Origin of the sequence: Bacillus sp. JJ722 (assembly GCF_036963345.1) — a bacterium.
Classification (GTDB): Bacteria; Bacillota; Bacilli; order Bacillales; family DSM-1321; genus Bacillus_AD.
The window spans coordinates 21,556-40,898 of the sequence record NZ_JBALMO010000078.1 but is presented as its reverse complement, the minus strand read 5'-3'; the positions used below and the strand labels follow the sequence as shown (position 1 = coordinate 40,898).

Here is a 19,343-nt window from a genome sequence, read left to right as displayed (position 1 = left end):
TTACGTAAAATATATAAACTCGGCTGTTATCTTAAAACACCTATTATTTGCCGCTTTCTCTTGATAAAACCCATGTATCTTCTTATAAAATCTAAAGGATTACTTTCCCATAATAAAACAAAAATAGAAAATCGGACTTACTAGACAAGCTCTTTACATCATTATTTCCTTCTGTTTGTTCCATCTAATAAATATGGCTCTGCTAACGTCTTAATACGTTCCATAACACGAGCAGCTTTCACTTCTTCTTTTTCCCCTCTTTGAGAATATGTTAAATGGTTTTGCAGCTGGGAAAAGTCAAAGTTCGATGTGAAGAAGGTTGGCAATTGATCTGCCATCCTATGCTGTAAGATCGGACCTAATACTTCATCACGAGTCCAGCTCGTCATCGTTTCAGCACCAATATCATCTAACATTAAAACAGGGGCATTTTTTACTAGTTCAAGCTTTTCATTCAATGAGTTGTCCCCGATGGCTGATTTAATTTCACGGAGAAAATCAGGGACATATACAAGTAAACTAGATATATTCTTATCCGCTAAATCATTAGCTATAGCTCCTAATAAATAGGTTTTCCCCACACCAAAAGAGCCATAAAAATACATCGCTTTTGGTTTTTTACCGGACATATAATCATCGATAAAACGGTCCGCCACTTCAACTGCTTTCGCCTTAGCAGCACTGTTAATATCAATATCAAATAATGTCGCAGAAAGGATGTCTTTCGGAATGTATAAGCTTTGAATTAAATTCTCACGGTGTCGACGCTCATCTACTTTCTTCTTGCTCGCGCATGGTTCGTAGAACAACTCAACCGCTTTTCCTTGTATCTTCATATGCGCAGTATAACCTTTTACTGTATTTTTACATTCCTCTAAAGAAGGGCAATGTGAACAGTCTTTCTGTTGCGTAGTATAGTCATAAAATTTCATTAAGCTCTTTTCTATTATTTCTTCATCGATCAATGAACTATTGCGGTTTAAGAACTCTTGAATGTCAGGATGAGACAATGTTTCTTTCCTAATCGCTTCATACCTTTTTGAAAAATCATTCGTACGGGTGAGACCTGACAAAGCTTGGTTAATTTTTCTCATTATGATCACCCTTTTCTTTTATATTTTTCTTTTAGCTTCGCTTGCAATTGAGCCTTTTTCGATTCGAAATCGGCATCTTCTTCCGATTTCACTTCCGCCGTTTCATTGGCTTCACTATTCTTTAACCACTCTGGCACAATTTCAGTCCGAACAGGATTTTGAGCCTTTTTAGAATAGGAAGGCTTACCTTTCGCGTTTCTATTTTGCGCTTGTTTATATTCATTTTTAGCTAATTCCATCGCTTCTTTAACGGTCTTCACATTTTTTCTAGACCAATGGCTTGCAATCTTCTCTACATATGCTTTAGAAAGCTTCATATCTGTCATAATCATGACGTACTCCAAGAGGACATTCATTACTCCAGGTGACAGTTTCTGCTTCATCATGACTTCTTCAACAATTTGCAAGTCTGCCTTAGATGGCTCGCCTCCACCACCATGTTGAATTAATAACTCTCGTGGTGATATTCTCTCCAAAAGTTGAATTCTTTCTTCTTCTTTTGATTGAGGCTTTCGTACATCGCTTTTATACTTAGCAGGCTGCACTTGTTCCGCTAAAGAAGGATACTCTTGATTATATTCAATTTGATACCAATCTCGCGCAGCTTTACGGAGTTCCTCCACATCTATTTCATTATCAACATTAACAGCCCGCAATACGATGGATTGCATAACAATTGGATTAATTCCATAAATAAAAGCTAATTTTGCAATCGCAGTTTGGATTTCCGTTGTAAAAGCCCTCTCTGAAATAAGAGACGACTTCATTCCTGCAAAGAACAATCCAAAATCAAAGCGATCACCAAATCCTTCAAGATCTTGTACTTCGTTTTCACTAACAAAAGTACTTCCTTGTTCAACCTCTAATTCATACCCATCATCAGAAGGCACATAAAGCGAATCTAATTGAGAAGAAAATACTTCCGTAAAAGATTTTGTTGTATCTTTATATTCTGCCTCATTCCAAGTGTCATCAGAAAAGAAACGTTTCAGTTTCGTGAATTGTCCCTTTCCTACTTTTTTATACAAATAAATATTTAACATACCATCTGTAAAAAACTGCTCTGGATTTAAAGGAGCCATAAGTTCATATAAAAATGTTGTTTCTTCCTGTTGATCATGCTTCTTATACACTTTAAGTAATCCAATACCTTCCAACTTGCTTCGTGCATTATATATTTCCTTTAAAGGAAGGCACATTGTGTTCATTAAACAATAGTGATTACTTTCCTCTCCCCAAAGTCTATTTGCTTCTAATTCACTCCATAGCGTGAAATACAAACTCATACTTAACGGACCGATAAGAGGTTGATAAAGCATCGCAATGATTTTCCGGTCATAATCTCGAAGTATACCTTTTGTCGTTACACGGTATTGATCAACTGGAAGAAGCTGTTGCCAATGATTCATCATTGTAAGTTCCAACCTTTCACTCGATAATACAAGTTATCATTCATAGAAAAAAGAGAGCCTCAAAAAACCAGCCCTCAACGCTCTTTATTAATCAAATCTTTCAATTCATCAATAAACACATTAATATCTTTAAATTGACGGTAAACCGATGCAAAGCGAACGTATGAGACTTCGTCAAGCTTCGCTAAACGATTCATGACCATATCTCCTATTATCTCACTTTTCACTTCGGAGTAGCCACTACTTCTTAATTCATTCTCTACATCTAATGTTAAATCTTCTAGTTCTTTTAACGAAACCGGTCGTTTTTCACACGACTTTATTAAACCGCGTAGGATTTTATCACCTGAAAATTCTTCACGTGTTCCTTCTTTTTTCACTACGATTAATGGGCTCACTTCTACTTTCTCAAACGTTGTAAAACGAAAGCCACATTTCTCACATTCTCTTCTTCTTCTTGTCGCTCTCCCCTCATCAATAGGGCGAGAATCTAAAACCCGCGTTCCGTTGTGTTGACAACTAGGGCATTTCATAGTATCAACTCCATATTTTTCAACAACGACAATAGTCTGCTTACATTGTCAGAAGTTGTATTGTATCCTTATATTATATAAAACAGCGTGCTTGTACAATAGAAAAAGTGAAGATTACCTCTAAACGTATAGCATTTACACAGCTTGTTTAGCTAAATTCATTTGTTGATTAAATAGCTTATATAATTCCATAGCCATTTCCTTAAGAATTGGATTAGATCCTGTTAAACGCTTTTGGTCTGTTGAAACAGTCAAGTCTACTGCAACTTCTAAAGGGGTAACCGGAATAATACTAACTACAATAAAACCTTTAATGGACGTCTGAAAAGATGCACATAGTTCTCCATGTTCTTCTGAAATAGAAACAATAGTTAGATTATTGTTCTGTTGAATAATTTGTTGCACATGGGATATAGCCTGTTGCTTTGAACTCTTATAATAATGTGTTCTTAAATGTTTATCATGATGACTATCACTTGTTTCACAATATAAAGTGTAACGCTCTCGCAATGAACTTACAAAACTCATCTCATATCAACCTCGTTTGCTATTCTAATGTTGTTATTATTATTTTACACAAAACAAAAGGCGTCTGTAAAATTACTATACATAAAGTGAAACTTTAATCGGATTCTTACTGGTGCTTCATCTTCCACTTAAACGTATTCGCTTTTACTTTCTGTTTTGAAGTGGGATTCTTAGCGCCAGTTTGAACGGGATAAATAAAACAACGCTCTTCTTTCTATTGGAAAAGACCATTAGAAAAAGAGGTGTGTAAACACACCTCCTGGAGATTTAGTCATTATAAAGCATTTACTTCATCGACTTTGATTGGACCCATCCCACGAGGTAATTCCATATTCTCTCGTGTTTTTGCGCCTAGAGCATCAGCAATATAATTAGCTGCCACATTTGGATCTAACTCGCCACACGTATACACATCAATACTCGCATATCCATGTTCTGGAAAGCTGTGTATCGTTAAATGGGATTCCGAAATAATGACTACACCACTAACTCCTTGCGGTGCAAATTTGTGAAAAGCAACTTCACGAACCTCCGCACCTGATTTCAATGCCGCTTCAACGAAAATTTGTTCAATCTTAGTCAGATTATTCAGTTTTTTAAAATCACAGCCCCAAAGTTCTGATATCACATGTCTACCCATAGTTTCCATGTCATATTTCCCCCTTTAACATTTTAAATTTTTCAATACAAAAGTTAAAGACAACATACAACTACCACGGGGGAAAGTTAGTCCAAAGAGGTCCTAACCCTTTAAGTAGCCAGACGAACCCCATTAAAAGAAGTTCACGAAAAATAGTATACTTCTTTTGGAAATAAATTTCAATAAATTTAGAAAAAAATAAAAATTTTCATTTATTTACAAAAAAATATCACCAATCCTTATAGAGGGCCATGAGGCAGATCGTAGGTTAGACTCTATAATATTTCAAATCAAAAAGAGGATACCCCTGCCGTTACAGGACATCCTCTGCGAATAAAGATCGTTAAATCAGTGTGTAGCTACTTGTTTCTTCTGTAATAATTCTTTAGCTACTAAATTCGTTAAATCTACTACACGGCAAGAATAGCCCCATTCATTATCATACCAAGCTAAGACTTTCACTTTGTTTTCTCCAATAACCATTGTAGATAAACCATCAATAATAGCAGATGATGAATTTGTAGTGAAATCTACCGATACTAACGGCTCTTCTGTGTACTCAATAATGCCTTTTAAAGCACCTTGAGATGCCGTTAGAAATGCTTCATTTACTTCCTCCGCAGTTACATTACGTTCTAAATCCACTACTAAATCCACTAACGATACATCAACAGTAGGAACACGTAAGCTCATACCATGCAATTTACCTTTAAGTTCTGGTAAAACCAGTGATAACGCTTTCGCAGCCCCTGTCGTTGTTGGAATAATACTTTGTGCACAAGCACGAGCTCGTCTTAAATCTTTATGTGGATTATCAATATTATTTTGATCATTCGTGTAAGCATGAACAGTCGTCATTAGACCATTTTTTATACCAAATTGCTCATTTAAGACTTTCGCTACAGGAGCTAAACAATTTGTAGTACATGATGCATTTGAAATAATAGTATGTTCTTCAATATTTAAATTGTCTTGGTTAACACCCATAACAATAGTTATATCTTCATTTTTAGCAGGTGCAGTTATAATGACTTTCTTTGCACCAGCTTCAATATGCATAGATGATTTTTCCTTGGAATTAAATTTACCAGTTGCCTCAATTACAATATCAACATTCATTTCTTTCCAAGGTAATTGTTTCGGATCACGATTGCTTAACAGTTCAACACGTTTTCCATTGACTACTAAAGCTTGTTCTTCAGCAATTACATCCCCTTGAAATCTACCGTGAGTTGTATCGTATTTAATTAAATGCGCTAACGTTTCTGAAGGATAGCTAGCATTAATAGCAACAACATCCACTGTTTCATTCAAAATCATCTTTCTAAAAACCATTCTCCCAATTCTTCCAAACCCATTGATCGCAACTCTTGCTTTCATTTTTCGGCCCCTCCCGAATTAATGTTATACTTTATATGTGCCGTATTGCTATTAGTATAACATAATATCGAGGTATTGTGACGATAAATGTGCTCATTTCCGCAAATGTTTTATTTATTAAGATAAAAATTATCGCCAATTGACTATTTCCGGACGAAATATCGTGCCTTTTTAAAGGGAATTGGGCACTTTTTTTTGAATAAAAAAAGAAAGGCCTAAAGCCTTTCCTGAAATCTTATAAGTACTTGATGCTCCATTTATCTAAAACAGCCAGTAACTGTTTCTTTGTCTCTTCAATCGTTCCATTATTATCAATCACCGCATCTGCAAGTGATTTTTTCTCAGATAGTGGCATTTGTGACTGAATTCTTGCCATAGCCTCACCTTTAGATAAACCATTACGTTCCATCAATCGTTGCAATTGAACGTCAGCATCTACAAAAACTAACAAAGACTGATCAACTGTTTTCGTTAACTTACCTTCAAATAACAAAGGAATATCCATGAACACAACCTCTTCACCATTTTCGAAAGCTGCTTCCTTTTGCTCATCCATATATTTTCGAATAGCTGGATGCATGATGCTATTAAGCAGTAACCTTTTGTCTTCATTATGAAAAATAATTGATCCTAATTTTTCACGATTTAAAGTGGAATCTTCTTTAAATATTTCCTTACCAAAAGCTTCTTCTAACGGTAAATAGGCTGCTTCCCCTAACTCTACCACTTTTCTTGCTGCTAGATCAGCATCAACAACTGTGAATCCTAAATCAGCAATCATCTTACTAACTGTACTTTTTCCACTGGCAATTCCACCCGTTACACCAATAACTTTTCTCATCTTAATGGAAATCCTTTCTTATTTAGGATACTACCATTTTAATATACCAATAAGAATGAGTAAAATCCCAGGCAAAACCGATAGCTTATTAACCCACATCCTATAAGACAACTTGTTTCCAAAAGCCATACCTGTCTTGATGAATAAAGAACTCATCACTCCGATACAGCAAGCTAACACAATCGGATTATATCCAAGCATAGCTGCGCCTAACCCGGCACCGAAAGAATCAAAAGATAAAGCAAAACCTAATAAAAAAGCTTCTTTACCATTAATCGTTCCTGAACGGTCCATATCAGCTTCTAAAGGCTTCTTCAAAATATTAATTGCAATACCAAAGTATTTCATCTCAAATGTCGCAATGACTTTCTCTTCTATCTTTTCCTTCACTACTTCAATTTCTGGTTTACTATCATCTTGCGAACGAAACGTTTGAATTGTTACCCAGATACCAAGACCAATTAATATCATTCCCCCAATTCTAGCAGCAAATGTAGGGGACAAAAGATTGCTCATCACTTCACCAAGAAACATGCTAATCAACAATGTGAAGGCTGACAAGCATGCGATGATGATAATGGATGCCAGAGGTATTTTCATTTTTCGGAGTCCATACGTGAAACCGACACTAAAGCTATCAAGGCTGACAGCAAACGCTAGCAATAGAAGTGCCATTATATTATTCATTAAAGAAACTCCCTCCTTACAATCATTACGATAGTATATGGAGGGAGCTTCTTTATTGTTGCACGTCCGCTATAGCTTTTGACAAGTAGGACAAAGATGTGTACCTCTTCCGCCCACTTTTATTTTCTCTAAATCCGTTCCACATTCTTTACAAGCTTCACCGTTACGTCCATAAACCATTAATTGAATTTGAAACGTTCCGATTTGCCCTTGTGAATTAATATAAGAGCGAATGGTACTACCACCTTGCTTAATCGCTTCACCTAACGTTGCTTTAATCTCCTTAACCAATACCTCAAGTTCTTGATCATTTAGAGACGAAGCGATTCTTTCGGGATGAATGTGTGCTCTAAATAACACTTCGTCCACATAAATATTTCCTACTCCAACAACAATTGTTTGATCTAACAAAGCAGCCTTAATTTTTCTTGTTGTTTTAGCTAAAGCGGCTTTCAAATAAGTTTCCGAAAACTCATCATCAAGTGGCTCAGGACCGAGTTTTTTTAGTGGTAACTGATTTAATTCATCCCCTTTTGCAAATAAATGCATCGTCCCAAACTTTCGCACATCTTTATATCGAAGCTCTGTACCATCAGTGAATGTAAAAATGACATGTGTATGATTCTCTACAGGTTCCTCAGACGGAAAAAGACCGTATTTCCCTTCCATACGCAGATGCGAAACCATGACAAGATCTGTTAAATAAAACAGGAGGAATTTGCCTCGTCTACCTACAGCTTCAATAATTTGCCCTTTAAGCGCATCGGAAAATTGCTCATGTTCAACGGGCTTCTTAATAATTTTGGGCCAATGAACCGTAACCTCTTTTATTTCTTTACCGATTACTAAATGCTCTAATGTTCTTCTAGACGTTTCAACTTCTGGAAGTTCTGGCATGAAACTTGTCCTCCTAGCTGTTGTTATTTCGCATGATACCAAGTAGGACCGTATGAATAATCTACTTTCAACGGCACATCTAGAGCAATAGCATGCTCCATCTCTTCAGGAACGATAACCTTTAATATTTCAAGTTCCTCTTCAGGTGCTTCAAAGATTAATTCATCGTGTACTTGTAGAAGCAAGCGCGTTTGTAGCTTTTCTTTCTTTAAACGCTCACTCATATTAATCATCGCTAGCTTAATTATATCTGCTGCACTTCCTTGAATTGGCGTATTCATTGCTGTTCTTTCAGCAAAGCTTCGCAAATTAAAGTTGCGGCTTGTGATTTCCGGTAAGTAGCGTCTGCGATGAAGCAGGGTAGAAACATGACCTTTTTCCTTCGCATCTCTTACGATATCAGTCATAAAGTCTTGAACACCAGGGAAACTCTTCAAATAACGCTCAATAAAGTTTGCCGCTTCTTTTCTTGTAATACCTAGACTTTGCGATAAACCATAATCACTAATTCCATATACAATACCGAAGTTAACAGCTTTCGCTTGCCTTCTCATATTAGAAGTTACTTCTTCTGCACTTACACCAAATACATCCATTGCTGTTTTTGTATGAATATCCATATCCGCTTTGAATGCTTCGATCAAGCCTGAATCTTGTGCAATATGCGCTAGCACACGCAATTCAATTTGCGAGTAGTCCGCTGCAAAAATCGACCAACCCTCTACTGAAGGAACAAAAGCCTGTCTAATCTTTCTACCTTCTTCCAGACGAATAGGGATATTCTGTAGGTTAGGGTCGGTTGAACTTAATCTACCTGTTTGAGTTAATGCTTGATTAAATCTTGTATGCACTTTCCCTGTTTCTGAATCAACGACTTTCAATAAGCCTTCGATATAAGTAGATTGCAGCTTACCTAATTGACGATATTCAAGAATATGTCCAATAATTTCGTGTTTGCTTGCAAGCTTTTCAAGTACATCAGCAGATGTCGAGTAACCCGTTTTCGTTTTCTTTTCAGGTGGCAATTGTAATTTTTCAAACAAGATGACACCTAATTGCTTTGGAGAATTGATATTGAATGTTTCTCCCGCTAAATCATAAATTGTTTGCTCTATATTTTCTAGCTTAGCAGCTAGCTCTTCTTTCATTTGTTCAAGCGTTGCTTTCTCTACTTTCACACCATCCATTTCCATTTCCGCTAAAATCAATGACAGCGGCAGTTCTAATTCTTTAAACAACTCAAGTTGTTGATTCTCCTCTAACTCTTTCAACATTTTATCTTTCAGCGCATAGATTGCTTGACCCTTACTTGCTAAATGCTTTGATAATTCATCGACATTTGGAACAGCTTTCTTCGCACCTTTTCCATAGAAAGACTCATCAGATTGTAAAGATGTACCTAATTCTTTTTGCGCAATGGCTGAAACATCGATTCCATGATCGCCAGGATTTAAGACATATGATACTATAAGTAAATCAAAATCGATTCCTTTTAATTCAATTCCTTGCTTATGAAGAGCAACAATCGTTCTTTTCGCATCAAAAACAGCTTTTTTACTTTCTTTATTTTCCGCCCAAGATTTAAAGATTGTTGATTGCAACGCTGTTTCTGTATCGATAAAGTAATTGCCAGTTTCATTACTAATACTAAAGCCGACAATTTGCCCATGCTGATAATTCTCTTCAATCATTTCTAAATAGAACGCATTATCATCGGCAAAAATGTCTTCTGTCACTTCGCTTATAACAGTTAAAGAGACCTCTTCATAGCTCGCTTGATCGTCCGTTCCTTCAACATCGCCCAACTTACCCAACAATGACTGAAATCCTAATTCTTTATAAATGTTCATTACTTTATTCACATCATAGCCGTTATACGAAATATCTTCTAGCTTCACATCCACTGGTGCTTCCCTAGTAATAGTCGCTAATTGTTTTGAAATAAGTGCTAAATCTTTATGCTCTTCCAGCTTCTCTTTTAATTTCTTACCACTAATTTCTTCGATTGAATCTAATACTTTTTCTACACTTCCAAATTGGTGGAGTAGTTTTAAAGCCGTCTTTTCGCCTACTCCAGGAATTCCAGGAATATTATCTGAGCTATCGCCCATTAACCCTTTCATATCAATAATCTGTAATGGAGTTAAACCATACTTTTCCTGAATATGTGCAGGTGTATATTCTTCAATGTCAGTAATCCCTTTACGTGTTATATTGACTGTTGTTTGATCAGAAGACAACTGGGTTAAATCTTTATCTCCAGAAATAACTTTAACTTCGAAGCCCGCTTTCTCCGCTTCTAAGGAAAGGGTTCCAATAATATCATCTGCCTCATAATTAGGTAATTCATATCGACAGATCCCATATGCATCTAACAACTCACGAATGAAAGGAAATTGCTCAGATAGCTCAGGTGGCGTTTTTTGACGGCCTCCTTTATATTCTTTAAACGTTTCATGTCTAAATGTTGTTTTTCCAGCATCGAAAGCTACTAACATATGCGTCGGCTTCTCTTCTTCAATCATTTTCGCAAGCATCATCGTAAAGCCATAAATCGCATTCGTGTGTATACCTTTATCATTGTTCAACAAAGGCAAAGCAAAAAACGCTCGATAAGCAATGCTGTTACCATCGATTAACATCAATTTTTTCTTCAAATAGTTGTCCTCCTTATATTCTATCCTTCTATGTAAAAGCAAATTTAGTTTAACTATAGAAAAATACCACTGTTTCTCTATTCTATCACGGAACATGATACAAAGAAAAATAGCGGTATTATCAAAAGCAAACGCACCTCATTAATCAAAAACAAAAAACAAGGACGGGGTCATGTCCTTGTTTTTCTATTAACTCCTTGGATAAAGGGTTCTTCATAAATAATTATAGGTTATTAATGTAAAGAAGGCTTAAACCATATGTTAAGATAATGTTAAGATAATGTTAAGATAATCCATACTTTTCTCACATATTACGTTAATCGTCTTCGCTTCTTTAATTTTACAATGAAAGATGTCCCTTTACCTGGTTGACTTATAACTTGCAACTGCCCTTTATGGGCTTCAACCAAATGTTTTACGATGGCTAACCCCAAACCTGTACCGCCAGAATTACGACTACGATCGCGGTTAACGCGGTAAAATCTTTCAAAAATCCTCGGAATTTCATTCTGTTCAATTCCTATTCCAGTGTCTTTCACTTCAATAGAAGCAAACCGATCATTTTCTGAAACAATGACATCTACCTTTCCACCAGTCTGTGTATAGTTAATGGCATTGCTAATAAGATTAATGAATACTTGTTTTAGACGATAAGGATCTCCTTCGATTATAACTGGCTGCTTTACTTCTTCAAGGTGAAATTCTATACCTATTTTACTAGCTTTTTGTTCAAAAATTGAACATGTTTCAGATAATAAATTATTTAAATCCAATTTTGTAATTGAAATCTTAAATTCCGACTTCTCAATTTTGGAAAGCTCCAATAGCTCCTGTATAAGCGTTTGTAAACGATCACTTTCATTCAGGATAATCGTTAAGAAATCTCGAATGGTTTTCTCATTTTTTAAGTCGCCATCTAATAAAGTTTCCGAGAATCCTTTAATGGAGGTAACTGGTGTACGTAATTCATGAGAGACATTCGCCACGAAATCTTTACGCATTTGTTCAAGTTTCTTCAGCTCAGATATATCATGAAAAACAAGAACAATTCCTTTCCATTCATCGGTATTACCGATAATAGGAGCTCCATACACTTCAAAGTGTTTTCTCTCTATTTGTAGAGAAAGAAACATCTGTTTTTTTAGGCTTTTCTCTGTCATAAATATCTCTTCTATAAGAAGAATGATATCTTTATAAGGCAACGCCTCATAATATAAACGATATAAGAAATGAGAAGAGGAAACATTGAATAATTGTTTGTATGTTTTATTCATTAACGTAATATAACCTTTACTATCAATTAGTAAAACGCCACTACCAATATTCTCAATTAAGGTTGATAAACGGTCTTGCTGCATTTCACTAGAAATTTCCATTTCCTGTAAATTACGTGCTAATATATTTATGGAAGTACTTAGCATTTTCGTTTCATCAGTAGGATTCTCATACGTTCTCGCTCGGAAATTGCCTTTTGCTAATTCTATTGCTGTATTAGTCGCTGCTTCAATTGGCTTAGTAAATCTTGTAGCAATCTTCCCAGTAACAACGCTTATAAACATAAGAGACAATGCTATAACCCCTAGTAAGAGAAGCCATGACTGCTTACTTAACTCTCTCATATCTTGAAGCCCACTCGTAATAACAACGTAACCTTCTAAACTTCCTGTTTTTGATTTAACAGGATACCAGAAGTAATGGAAATCTTCAACATTACCTTCAAATTCTTCATGACCTTTCAAATCGTCTTTAATTGCATTCGAAATAAAAGAGGCATGCTGCTCTCGTGATATTCCATTTGGTTGCTTGGAGATATACTTAATTTCTTTTGATTCGGATACGATTGTCACACTTTTATCCACTAGCTCTAAACTAGCTTTCGCTTCAGGATTAGTTAAAAAATCCGAAACGCCACCGTTTTCTTTTATATATTTTACAATTAAAATTGCTTGTTTTTGTATATTCTTCTCGAAATTTTGATAATTATTGCTTTCGAAAAGCTGTACTAAGAACACACCAAGAATAAACATTGCGAAGGCGATTAATGATATAGTTGCCAGCAACAATTTAGAACGAAATTTTATCATGCATCTTTTGGCTCCTCAAATTTGTAGCCAAGTCCTCTAATTGTTTTTATATATTTTGGTTTTCTTGTGTCTTGCTCGATTTTTTCCCTTAAATGACTAATGTGTACATCAACAATTCGTGTATCTCCAGCAAAATCATAATTCCATACTGAACTTAATAGTTGATCTCTCGTATGTACTCTCCCTTTATTCTTCGCTAAATAAAGCAATAGTTCGAATTCTTTCGGAGTTAGCTCTAACTTTTTATTTTGAAAATATGTTTCGTACTTCTCAGGATAAATCACCAAATCAACAATCTTAATTGCTTCATCTTCATCCTCTCCAACTTGTACAGCTTCCTGTTGAATAGTAGCTCTTCGTAATATAGCTTTAATACGAGCTATTACTTCCCTTGGACTAAAAGGCTTTGTCATATAATCATCTGCACCTAATTCAAGACCAAGAATCTTATCTAACTCATCATCTTTAGCTGTTAACATCAAAATAGGTACATTCATTTTTCTTTGTCTTAATAATTTGCACACTTCAATTCCATCAAGCTTTGGTAGCATCAAATCTAATACAATAAGATTAGGTTTTTCTTGTTCGGCAACTTCAATAGCTTCTTCTCCATCACTGGCTGTAATCACCTCGAAACCAGCTTGTTCTAAATTATACTGCAGTAATGTTAGAATCGATTGCTCATCATCTACTACTAAAACCTTCTTTGACATAATTGCCTCCTGAATGTGTATATTAACCCCTCATACGAAAAGACCCCTCTTTTCCAAAGAGTAATTCCTATCTTACTATGCTATTCCTATCCATTTTACATAACTGAAAAAAACATCGTATGATATTTGGAATACCTATTTATTATGTTAATAGAATTATGCACATTCGACAACATATTTAATGCAGTCAGTCATAGTGAAAACGTCAGTATTCTTTTATTAAGTATACGATCAATAAATAATCGCTAATATACAAATAAAAAAACGACTCACCCTACACCAAAAATGCAAAGATATGTCGCTTTTGAAAATAGAACCTTATTTTCTCTAAAAATTCTCTAATACTTGATCCTCAGTGTTGTTTATAGCTTTTGGAGGACAAACTTTCACTCTGCCATCCAAAACTGCCTCATCTTCAGCATTGTAGCTTTGTACAGAAATAATAATATACCCTTCTGTTTGATTCACTTCTGTCACTTCAAATATAAATTGTATCGTTTCATAATGGAACACCGGTTGCATATAAGAAATATCAACATGCTTTATATAACTTCCTGGTCCCGGTATATGCTTATTTATAGCCGAAGTAATAATTCCAGTTAGCATGATGTTAGGTACGATAGGCTTCTTGAATTCAGTTAAGGAGGCGAAATCATGCTGGACATATAGCGGGTTAGCATCTCCCGTTAATCCAAGATACAATAGCAAATCCTTATCTTCGATTTTTTCTGTTAAGGATAATTTTTCTCCAACTGAAATTTCGTCGATCTTTCTTCCTAGTTTCCTTTTCTTACCAAGCACCATTCTAATAATCCACCTCCGAAATTATTGTGTTGCTTTGAAAAAAAATCGGGGAATAAATCCCCGATTTTATCTATTGTATATTTATTATTGTATAGCAATCTACAAATAAAATACTTACTTAAATTAATACTTCCATAACTTTTTTAACTGAATCAGCAGATTTAGCAAGTGCTACTTTCTCATCTTCAGTTAATTCTAATTCGATGATTTGTTCAATACCGTTTGCTCCAAGAATTGTTGGAACACCTAAATAAATACCATTTAAACCATATTCACCTTCAAGATAAGCGATTGACGGAAGAACACGACGTTGGTCTTTAAGAATAGCTTCAGCCATTTCAACAAGCGATGCAGCTGGAGCATAATAAGCACTACCATTACCAAGTAGGTTAACGATTTCAGCACCACCATTACGTGTACGATCAACGATTTGCTCTAAACGCTCTTTAGGGATTAATGTTTCTAATGGAATACCACCAGCATAAGAATATCTTACTAACGGTACCATGTCATCACCATGTCCACCTAATACAAAACCTGTAATATCTTTAACAGACATTTTTAATTCTTGTGCAATAAATGTACGGAAACGAGCTGTATCAAGAACACCTGATTGACCTATTACACGGTGTTTTGGGAAACCTGATTCTTGGAATACTGTGTAAGTCATAGCATCAACTGGATTTGTTAATACGATAATTGTACAGTTAGGAGAATATTTCACAACTTCTTGCGTAACAGATTTCATTACTTTTTGGTTTGTTTGAACTAAATCATCGCGGCTCATACCTGGTTTACGAGCGATACCTGCAGTAATAATAACAATATCGGAATCCTTCGTATCTTCATAGTTAGAAGTACCAATGATATTAGCGTCAAATCCTTGTACAGGACCAGCTTCAGCCATATCTAACGCCTTACCTTTTGTAGGATTTTCCATCGGTTGAATATCAACTAATACTACATCCGCAAGTTCTTTTTGCGCTAAGAAAAATGCTGTTGTTGCTCCAGTAAATCCTCCACCAATTACAGAAACTTTTTTACGTGCCATTTTGAATCTTCCTCCCCTAATGTCTGTAGAACATAGATAAAAAGAGATCATTAATATAAAATCTCTTTTTCAAAATCTTATGAATACATTCTCTAATCCCTTTTTACAACTAAATTTTAGAGACTTTATTACGATAAATCAAGTTTGAACACTTCAAAACTTTTGAAGTTAACATAAGCCATCTCTAAATAGAAATTCTGATACGTTTCTAAAGGAGATGGCTTCAAATTATCACTTACATATTTTACATACTACGTATGTAATTCAACAATTGATTTATTTAAAATTTTTGATTAACTCATCACCAAATTCAGAACATTTAACTTCAGTAGCACCGTCCATTAGACGAGCAAAGTCATATGTTACCACTTTTGATGCAATTGTTTCTTCCACAGATTCAATAATTAGTTTAGCAGCTTCATTCCATCCAAGGTGTTCAAGCAATAATACACCTGATAAAAGAACTGATGATGGATTTACTTTATCAAGGCCAGCATATTTAGGTGCTGTACCGTGAGTTGCTTCAAAGATAGCATGTCCAGTTTCATAGTTAATGTTAGCTCCTGGTGCGATACCGATACCACCAACTTGTGCAGCAAGTGCATCTGAAATATAGTCACCATTTAAGTTCATTGTAGCTACTACATCAAACTCTTTTGGACGAGTTAGGATTTGTTGTAAGAAGATATCAGCAATAGAATCTTTTACAATGATTTTTCCTGCAGCTTCTGCATCAGCTTGAGCTTTGTTAGCTGCATCAGAACCTTGTTCTTCTTTAATACGATCGTATTGTGCCCATGTGAATACTTTATCGCCAAATTCTTTCTCAGCAACATCGTAACCCCAGTTTTTGAAAGCACCCTCAGTGAACTTCATAATATTACCTTTATGAACTAGAGTAAGAGACTTACGACCTTCTTTGATTGCATAGTTTAATGCAGCACGAACAAGACGTTCAGTACCTTCCTTAGATACTGGTTTAATACCGATACCAGATGTTTCAGGGAAACGAATTTTGTTTACACCAAATTCAGTTTGTAAGAAGTTAATTAATTTCTTAACCTCATCAGATCCTTGTGCATATTCGATACCAGCATAGATATCTTCAGTATTCTCACGGAAAATTACCATATCAGTGTCCTCTGGACGTTTAACTGGTGATGGTACTCCTTCAAAATAACGTACTGGGCGTAAGCATACGAATAAGTCCAATTGCTGACGTAGTGCAACGTTCAATGAACGAATACCACCACCGATTGGAGTTGTAAGAGGCCCTTTAATTGCTATTAAATATTCATTAATTACATCTAATGTTTCTTGTGGTAACCATTCTCCAGTTTGGTTGAATGCTTTCTCACCAGCAAGAACTTCTTTCCATACAATTTTTCTTTCTCCATTGTATGCTTTTTCTACTGCCGCATCTAGTACGCGTGATGCTGCTGTCCAAATATCTGGACCGATTCCATCCCCCTCAATAAATGGAATAACTGGATTATTCGGTACTTGTAACGTACCATTTTCAACTGTGATTTTTTCTCCCTGACTCATCATATTCCCTCCAATTTGCTATATCGAAGGTTAGGAGATTACGATAATGTTATCTCCTAACCATTCTTACAATTAAGAATTCACAAACTATTATACACATTTAATTGATAATAATATAGATTATCTTTCTTTAATTGGTACGTAAGTTTGCATTCCTGGACCTGTGTACTCCGCACGTGGACGAATTAAACGGTTATTATCATATTGTTCTAGAATATGTGCTAACCATCCTGAAGTACGACTTACAGCAAAAATAGGCGTGAATAAATCATGATCAATACCTAAGCTATGGTAAACTGACGCTGAGTAGAAATCAACATTTGGTGGTAATGGCTTCTGAGATGTAACAAGCTCTTCAACCTTTACAGACATGTCGTAATACTCGGATTGACCAGTTAAGGCTGTAAGTTTTTTCGACATTTCTTTTAAGTGTTTTGCACGTGGGTCGCCATTTCTATATACACGATGTCCAAAGCCCATAATTTTTTCTTTATTTGCTAATTTGTTTTTAATATAAGATTCTACATTTTCTACTGAACCGATTTCTGTAAGCATTTTCATAACAGCTTCATTAGCACCACCGTGAAGAGGTCCTTTTAAAGCTCCAATTGCAGCAGTTAATCCTGAATATACGTCAGATAAAGTAGCTACACAAACGCGTGCAGTGAAAGTCGATGCATTTAATTCGTGATCCGCATGAAGAACAAGAGCTTTATTAAAAGCCTCAACCTCTATAGGGGATGGCTCTTTACCACTTAACATATATAAGAAATTAGCAGCAAAACTTAAATCCTTACGTGGTGAAACAGGTTCTAAACCTTTTCTGATTCTTGAAAAAGCTGTAACAACAGTTGGAATTTTCGCTTGAAGACGAATTGCTTTTTGATAGTTAGCAGACGTTTCCATAACTTCGGCATCTTCATCATATAAACCTAATAAAGAAATAGCCGAACGTAAAGCAGCCATTGGATGTACATTTTTGATATCATACATTTTAAAATGTTCTAATATTTCTTTAGGCAACTCCATATTGCTAGCTAATTGAAGTGTCAATTCTTGTAATTCTACTTCATTTGGCAATCTACGGTGCCATAATAAATAGATTACTTCCTCAAATGATGCATTAACCGCTAAATCATCAATATTATAACCAACATATGTTAGTGTATCGTCAATAATTGAACTAATTGATGAAGTTGTAGCAACAATCCCCTCAAGCCCTCTCGTTACTGTCATACAGAATCTCTCCTTTTCTATTAATTCCCCTTTTACCCATAAAAAAATAAATATGTCAATATGACATAATGGACTGATAATGAATAAACAAATCTGTCCAATATGTACTAAATATTCAGAAGCTTAACTCCTGAGTAGATAAAATGACGAAACCTCTTCAAATTTGTTATTATGCTATTTTCTAATGACTTTCCCTAATTTTCATGTTTAAAAACATAGTAACTGAACGATTGTTCAATTCACATCCAAAGTTCACCTTATCGTCAACAAGAAATAATATTCTAAAAATTAATAACAGTTAAAAAGATTCCGCTTTCAATTTCATTATAAACAAAAAATAGGTTTTTGAAAATCAAAAGCTCTTAAAATATTCAAATTTAATATTTTTTTCGAAAAACTTATGCTTTTTAAACACTATAACAAAATAATTGACAACTAATCAAATATTCTAATCTATTTTTTAGAAATTTTAAAATACTGACTGGTATTTCAACAAAAAATAAAGCACTACCTCCTTTAACAACAAGAGATAGTGCTTTTTAAAACACAATTGTAATATAACAATAAATTTTTGTTATATAATAACAATATGATTTTTATACAATTATCGGTAAAATCATACAATCCACTGTCTTACTGAAATAATTCAAAAAATTTCATAGCTATATAAGCGATTCCAGCTCCTATCAAAGGTCCCACAGCAACACCATTGAATACTGCTACAGCAAGTACAGTTCCAAATACTAACGCGACTGTAATATGTGGATCAGATGCTAAAAGTGTAACACCATTTTTTGCAATAACGGCCACCGCAATCCCAGATGCTAATGCAATCCATGCGTAAGGAGATTTTAAAGCCTCTCCTAATTCCTTAAAGCCAATCGCACCTGTAGCAATTGGAACTAGGACAGCAATTGTAATAATAGTAACACCGATATTTATTCCTTTAGTTTGTAAAAGAGGAAATATTTTATCGCCTAGTCCCATAAACTTTATTATAAGCAAAAATCCTACCGCAACTATCAATGAATTGTTTTTCGCAATGATTCCTATGGCAAGTAGTAATAATAAAAATAACAACGAAGATGTCAAAACTATCATCCTTTTCTCGAATTACAATACATACTATTATATGAGTAAATAATCTCATTTCATGTAAACTTTCCAAAATTCATTTTATAAAGTGAAACTTTAATTGGGTTCTATCTGGTGCTTAATTTCCCACTTAAACGTCTTCG

General features: G+C 35.0%; 17 protein-coding genes. All 17 read right to left on the bottom strand.

Translation table 11 applies throughout. From position 1 onward, the window contains the following. Positions 1-161: 161 nt before the first annotated feature. Positions 162-1,094, bottom strand: coding sequence for a primosomal protein DnaI (dnaI, locus tag V7014_RS11215; protein ID WP_335507126.1), 933 nt, complete (start codon positions 1,092-1,094; stop codon positions 162-164). Between the two features lie 5 nt (positions 1,095-1,099). Continuing rightward, positions 1,100-2,506 (bottom strand): replication initiation and membrane attachment family protein, encoded by a 1,407-nt coding sequence (locus V7014_RS11210; RefSeq protein ID WP_335507121.1) that lies wholly within the window; start codon positions 2,504-2,506, stop codon positions 1,100-1,102. A gap of 74 nt (positions 2,507-2,580) precedes the next feature. Further along, positions 2,581-3,039: a transcriptional regulator NrdR gene (gene nrdR / locus V7014_RS11205; RefSeq protein ID WP_205060189.1), complete on the bottom strand. Its 459-nt coding sequence runs from the start codon at positions 3,037-3,039 to the stop codon at positions 2,581-2,583. 135 nt (positions 3,040-3,174) lie between these two features. Further along, positions 3,175-3,567 carry a hypothetical protein gene (locus V7014_RS11200; RefSeq protein WP_335507118.1) on the bottom strand — a complete coding sequence of 131 codons (393 nt, stop codon included), beginning with the start codon at positions 3,565-3,567 and terminating at the stop codon, positions 3,175-3,177. Between the two features lie 274 nt (positions 3,568-3,841). After that, positions 3,842-4,216 carry an adenosylmethionine decarboxylase gene (gene speD, locus V7014_RS11195; RefSeq protein ID WP_335507116.1) on the bottom strand — a complete coding sequence of 125 codons (375 nt, stop codon included), beginning with the start codon at positions 4,214-4,216 and terminating at the stop codon, positions 3,842-3,844. 339 nt (positions 4,217-4,555) lie between these two features. Beyond that, on the bottom strand, positions 4,556-5,587 hold the full coding sequence (locus V7014_RS11190) for a glyceraldehyde-3-phosphate dehydrogenase (protein ID WP_335507114.1): 1,032 nt from the start codon (positions 5,585-5,587) through the stop codon (positions 4,556-4,558). A 235-nt stretch (positions 5,588-5,822) separates the two neighbouring features. After that, positions 5,823-6,428, bottom strand: coding sequence for a dephospho-CoA kinase (gene coaE / locus V7014_RS11185; protein ID WP_335507112.1), 606 nt, complete (start codon positions 6,426-6,428; stop codon positions 5,823-5,825). Positions 6,429-6,458: 30 nt separating this feature from the next. Beyond that, entirely contained in the window at positions 6,459-7,115 is a 657-nt protein-coding gene (gene ytaF / locus V7014_RS11180; protein WP_335507111.1) for a sporulation membrane protein YtaF, read from the bottom strand. 69 nt (positions 7,116-7,184) lie between these two features. Further along, positions 7,185-8,012 carry a DNA-formamidopyrimidine glycosylase gene (mutM, locus tag V7014_RS11175; RefSeq protein WP_335507109.1) on the bottom strand — a complete coding sequence of 276 codons (828 nt, stop codon included), beginning with the start codon at positions 8,010-8,012 and terminating at the stop codon, positions 7,185-7,187. Positions 8,013-8,035: 23 nt separating this feature from the next. After that, entirely contained in the window at positions 8,036-10,654 is a 2,619-nt protein-coding gene (polA, locus tag V7014_RS11170; RefSeq protein WP_335507130.1) for a DNA polymerase I, read from the bottom strand. Positions 10,655-10,980: 326 nt separating this feature from the next. Beyond that, positions 10,981-12,753 (bottom strand): two-component system histidine kinase PnpS, encoded by a 1,773-nt coding sequence (gene pnpS, locus V7014_RS11165; RefSeq protein ID WP_335507107.1) that lies wholly within the window; start codon positions 12,751-12,753, stop codon positions 10,981-10,983. Next, positions 12,750-13,466, bottom strand: coding sequence for a response regulator transcription factor (locus tag V7014_RS11160; RefSeq protein ID WP_335507104.1), 717 nt, complete (start codon positions 13,464-13,466; stop codon positions 12,750-12,752). The genes pnpS and V7014_RS11160 overlap by 4 nt, the downstream gene beginning before the upstream one ends. 327 nt (positions 13,467-13,793) lie before the next feature. Then, the gene (locus V7014_RS11155; protein ID WP_335507102.1) at positions 13,794-14,270 is read right to left on the bottom strand and encodes a MaoC/PaaZ C-terminal domain-containing protein; all 477 of its coding nucleotides are present in this window, start codon (positions 14,268-14,270) and stop codon (positions 13,794-13,796) included. 118 nt (positions 14,271-14,388) lie between these two features. Then, a complete protein-coding gene (gene mdh, locus V7014_RS11150) occupies positions 14,389-15,321 on the bottom strand; it encodes a malate dehydrogenase (protein ID WP_335507101.1) in 933 nt (310 codons plus the stop codon). Positions 15,322-15,597: 276 nt separating this feature from the next. Next, complete coding sequence (gene icd, locus V7014_RS11145; RefSeq protein ID WP_335507099.1) at positions 15,598-16,869, bottom strand: NADP-dependent isocitrate dehydrogenase; 1,272 nt, start codon at positions 16,867-16,869, stop codon at positions 15,598-15,600. A 120-nt stretch (positions 16,870-16,989) separates the two neighbouring features. Next, on the bottom strand, positions 16,990-18,105 hold the full coding sequence (citZ, locus tag V7014_RS11140; RefSeq protein WP_335507097.1) for a citrate synthase: 1,116 nt from the start codon (positions 18,103-18,105) through the stop codon (positions 16,990-16,992). Positions 18,106-18,738: 633 nt separating this feature from the next. Then, positions 18,739-19,197 (bottom strand): DUF441 domain-containing protein, encoded by a 459-nt coding sequence (locus V7014_RS11135; protein WP_438824904.1) that lies wholly within the window; start codon positions 19,195-19,197, stop codon positions 18,739-18,741. Positions 19,198-19,343: the final 146 nt, after the last annotated feature.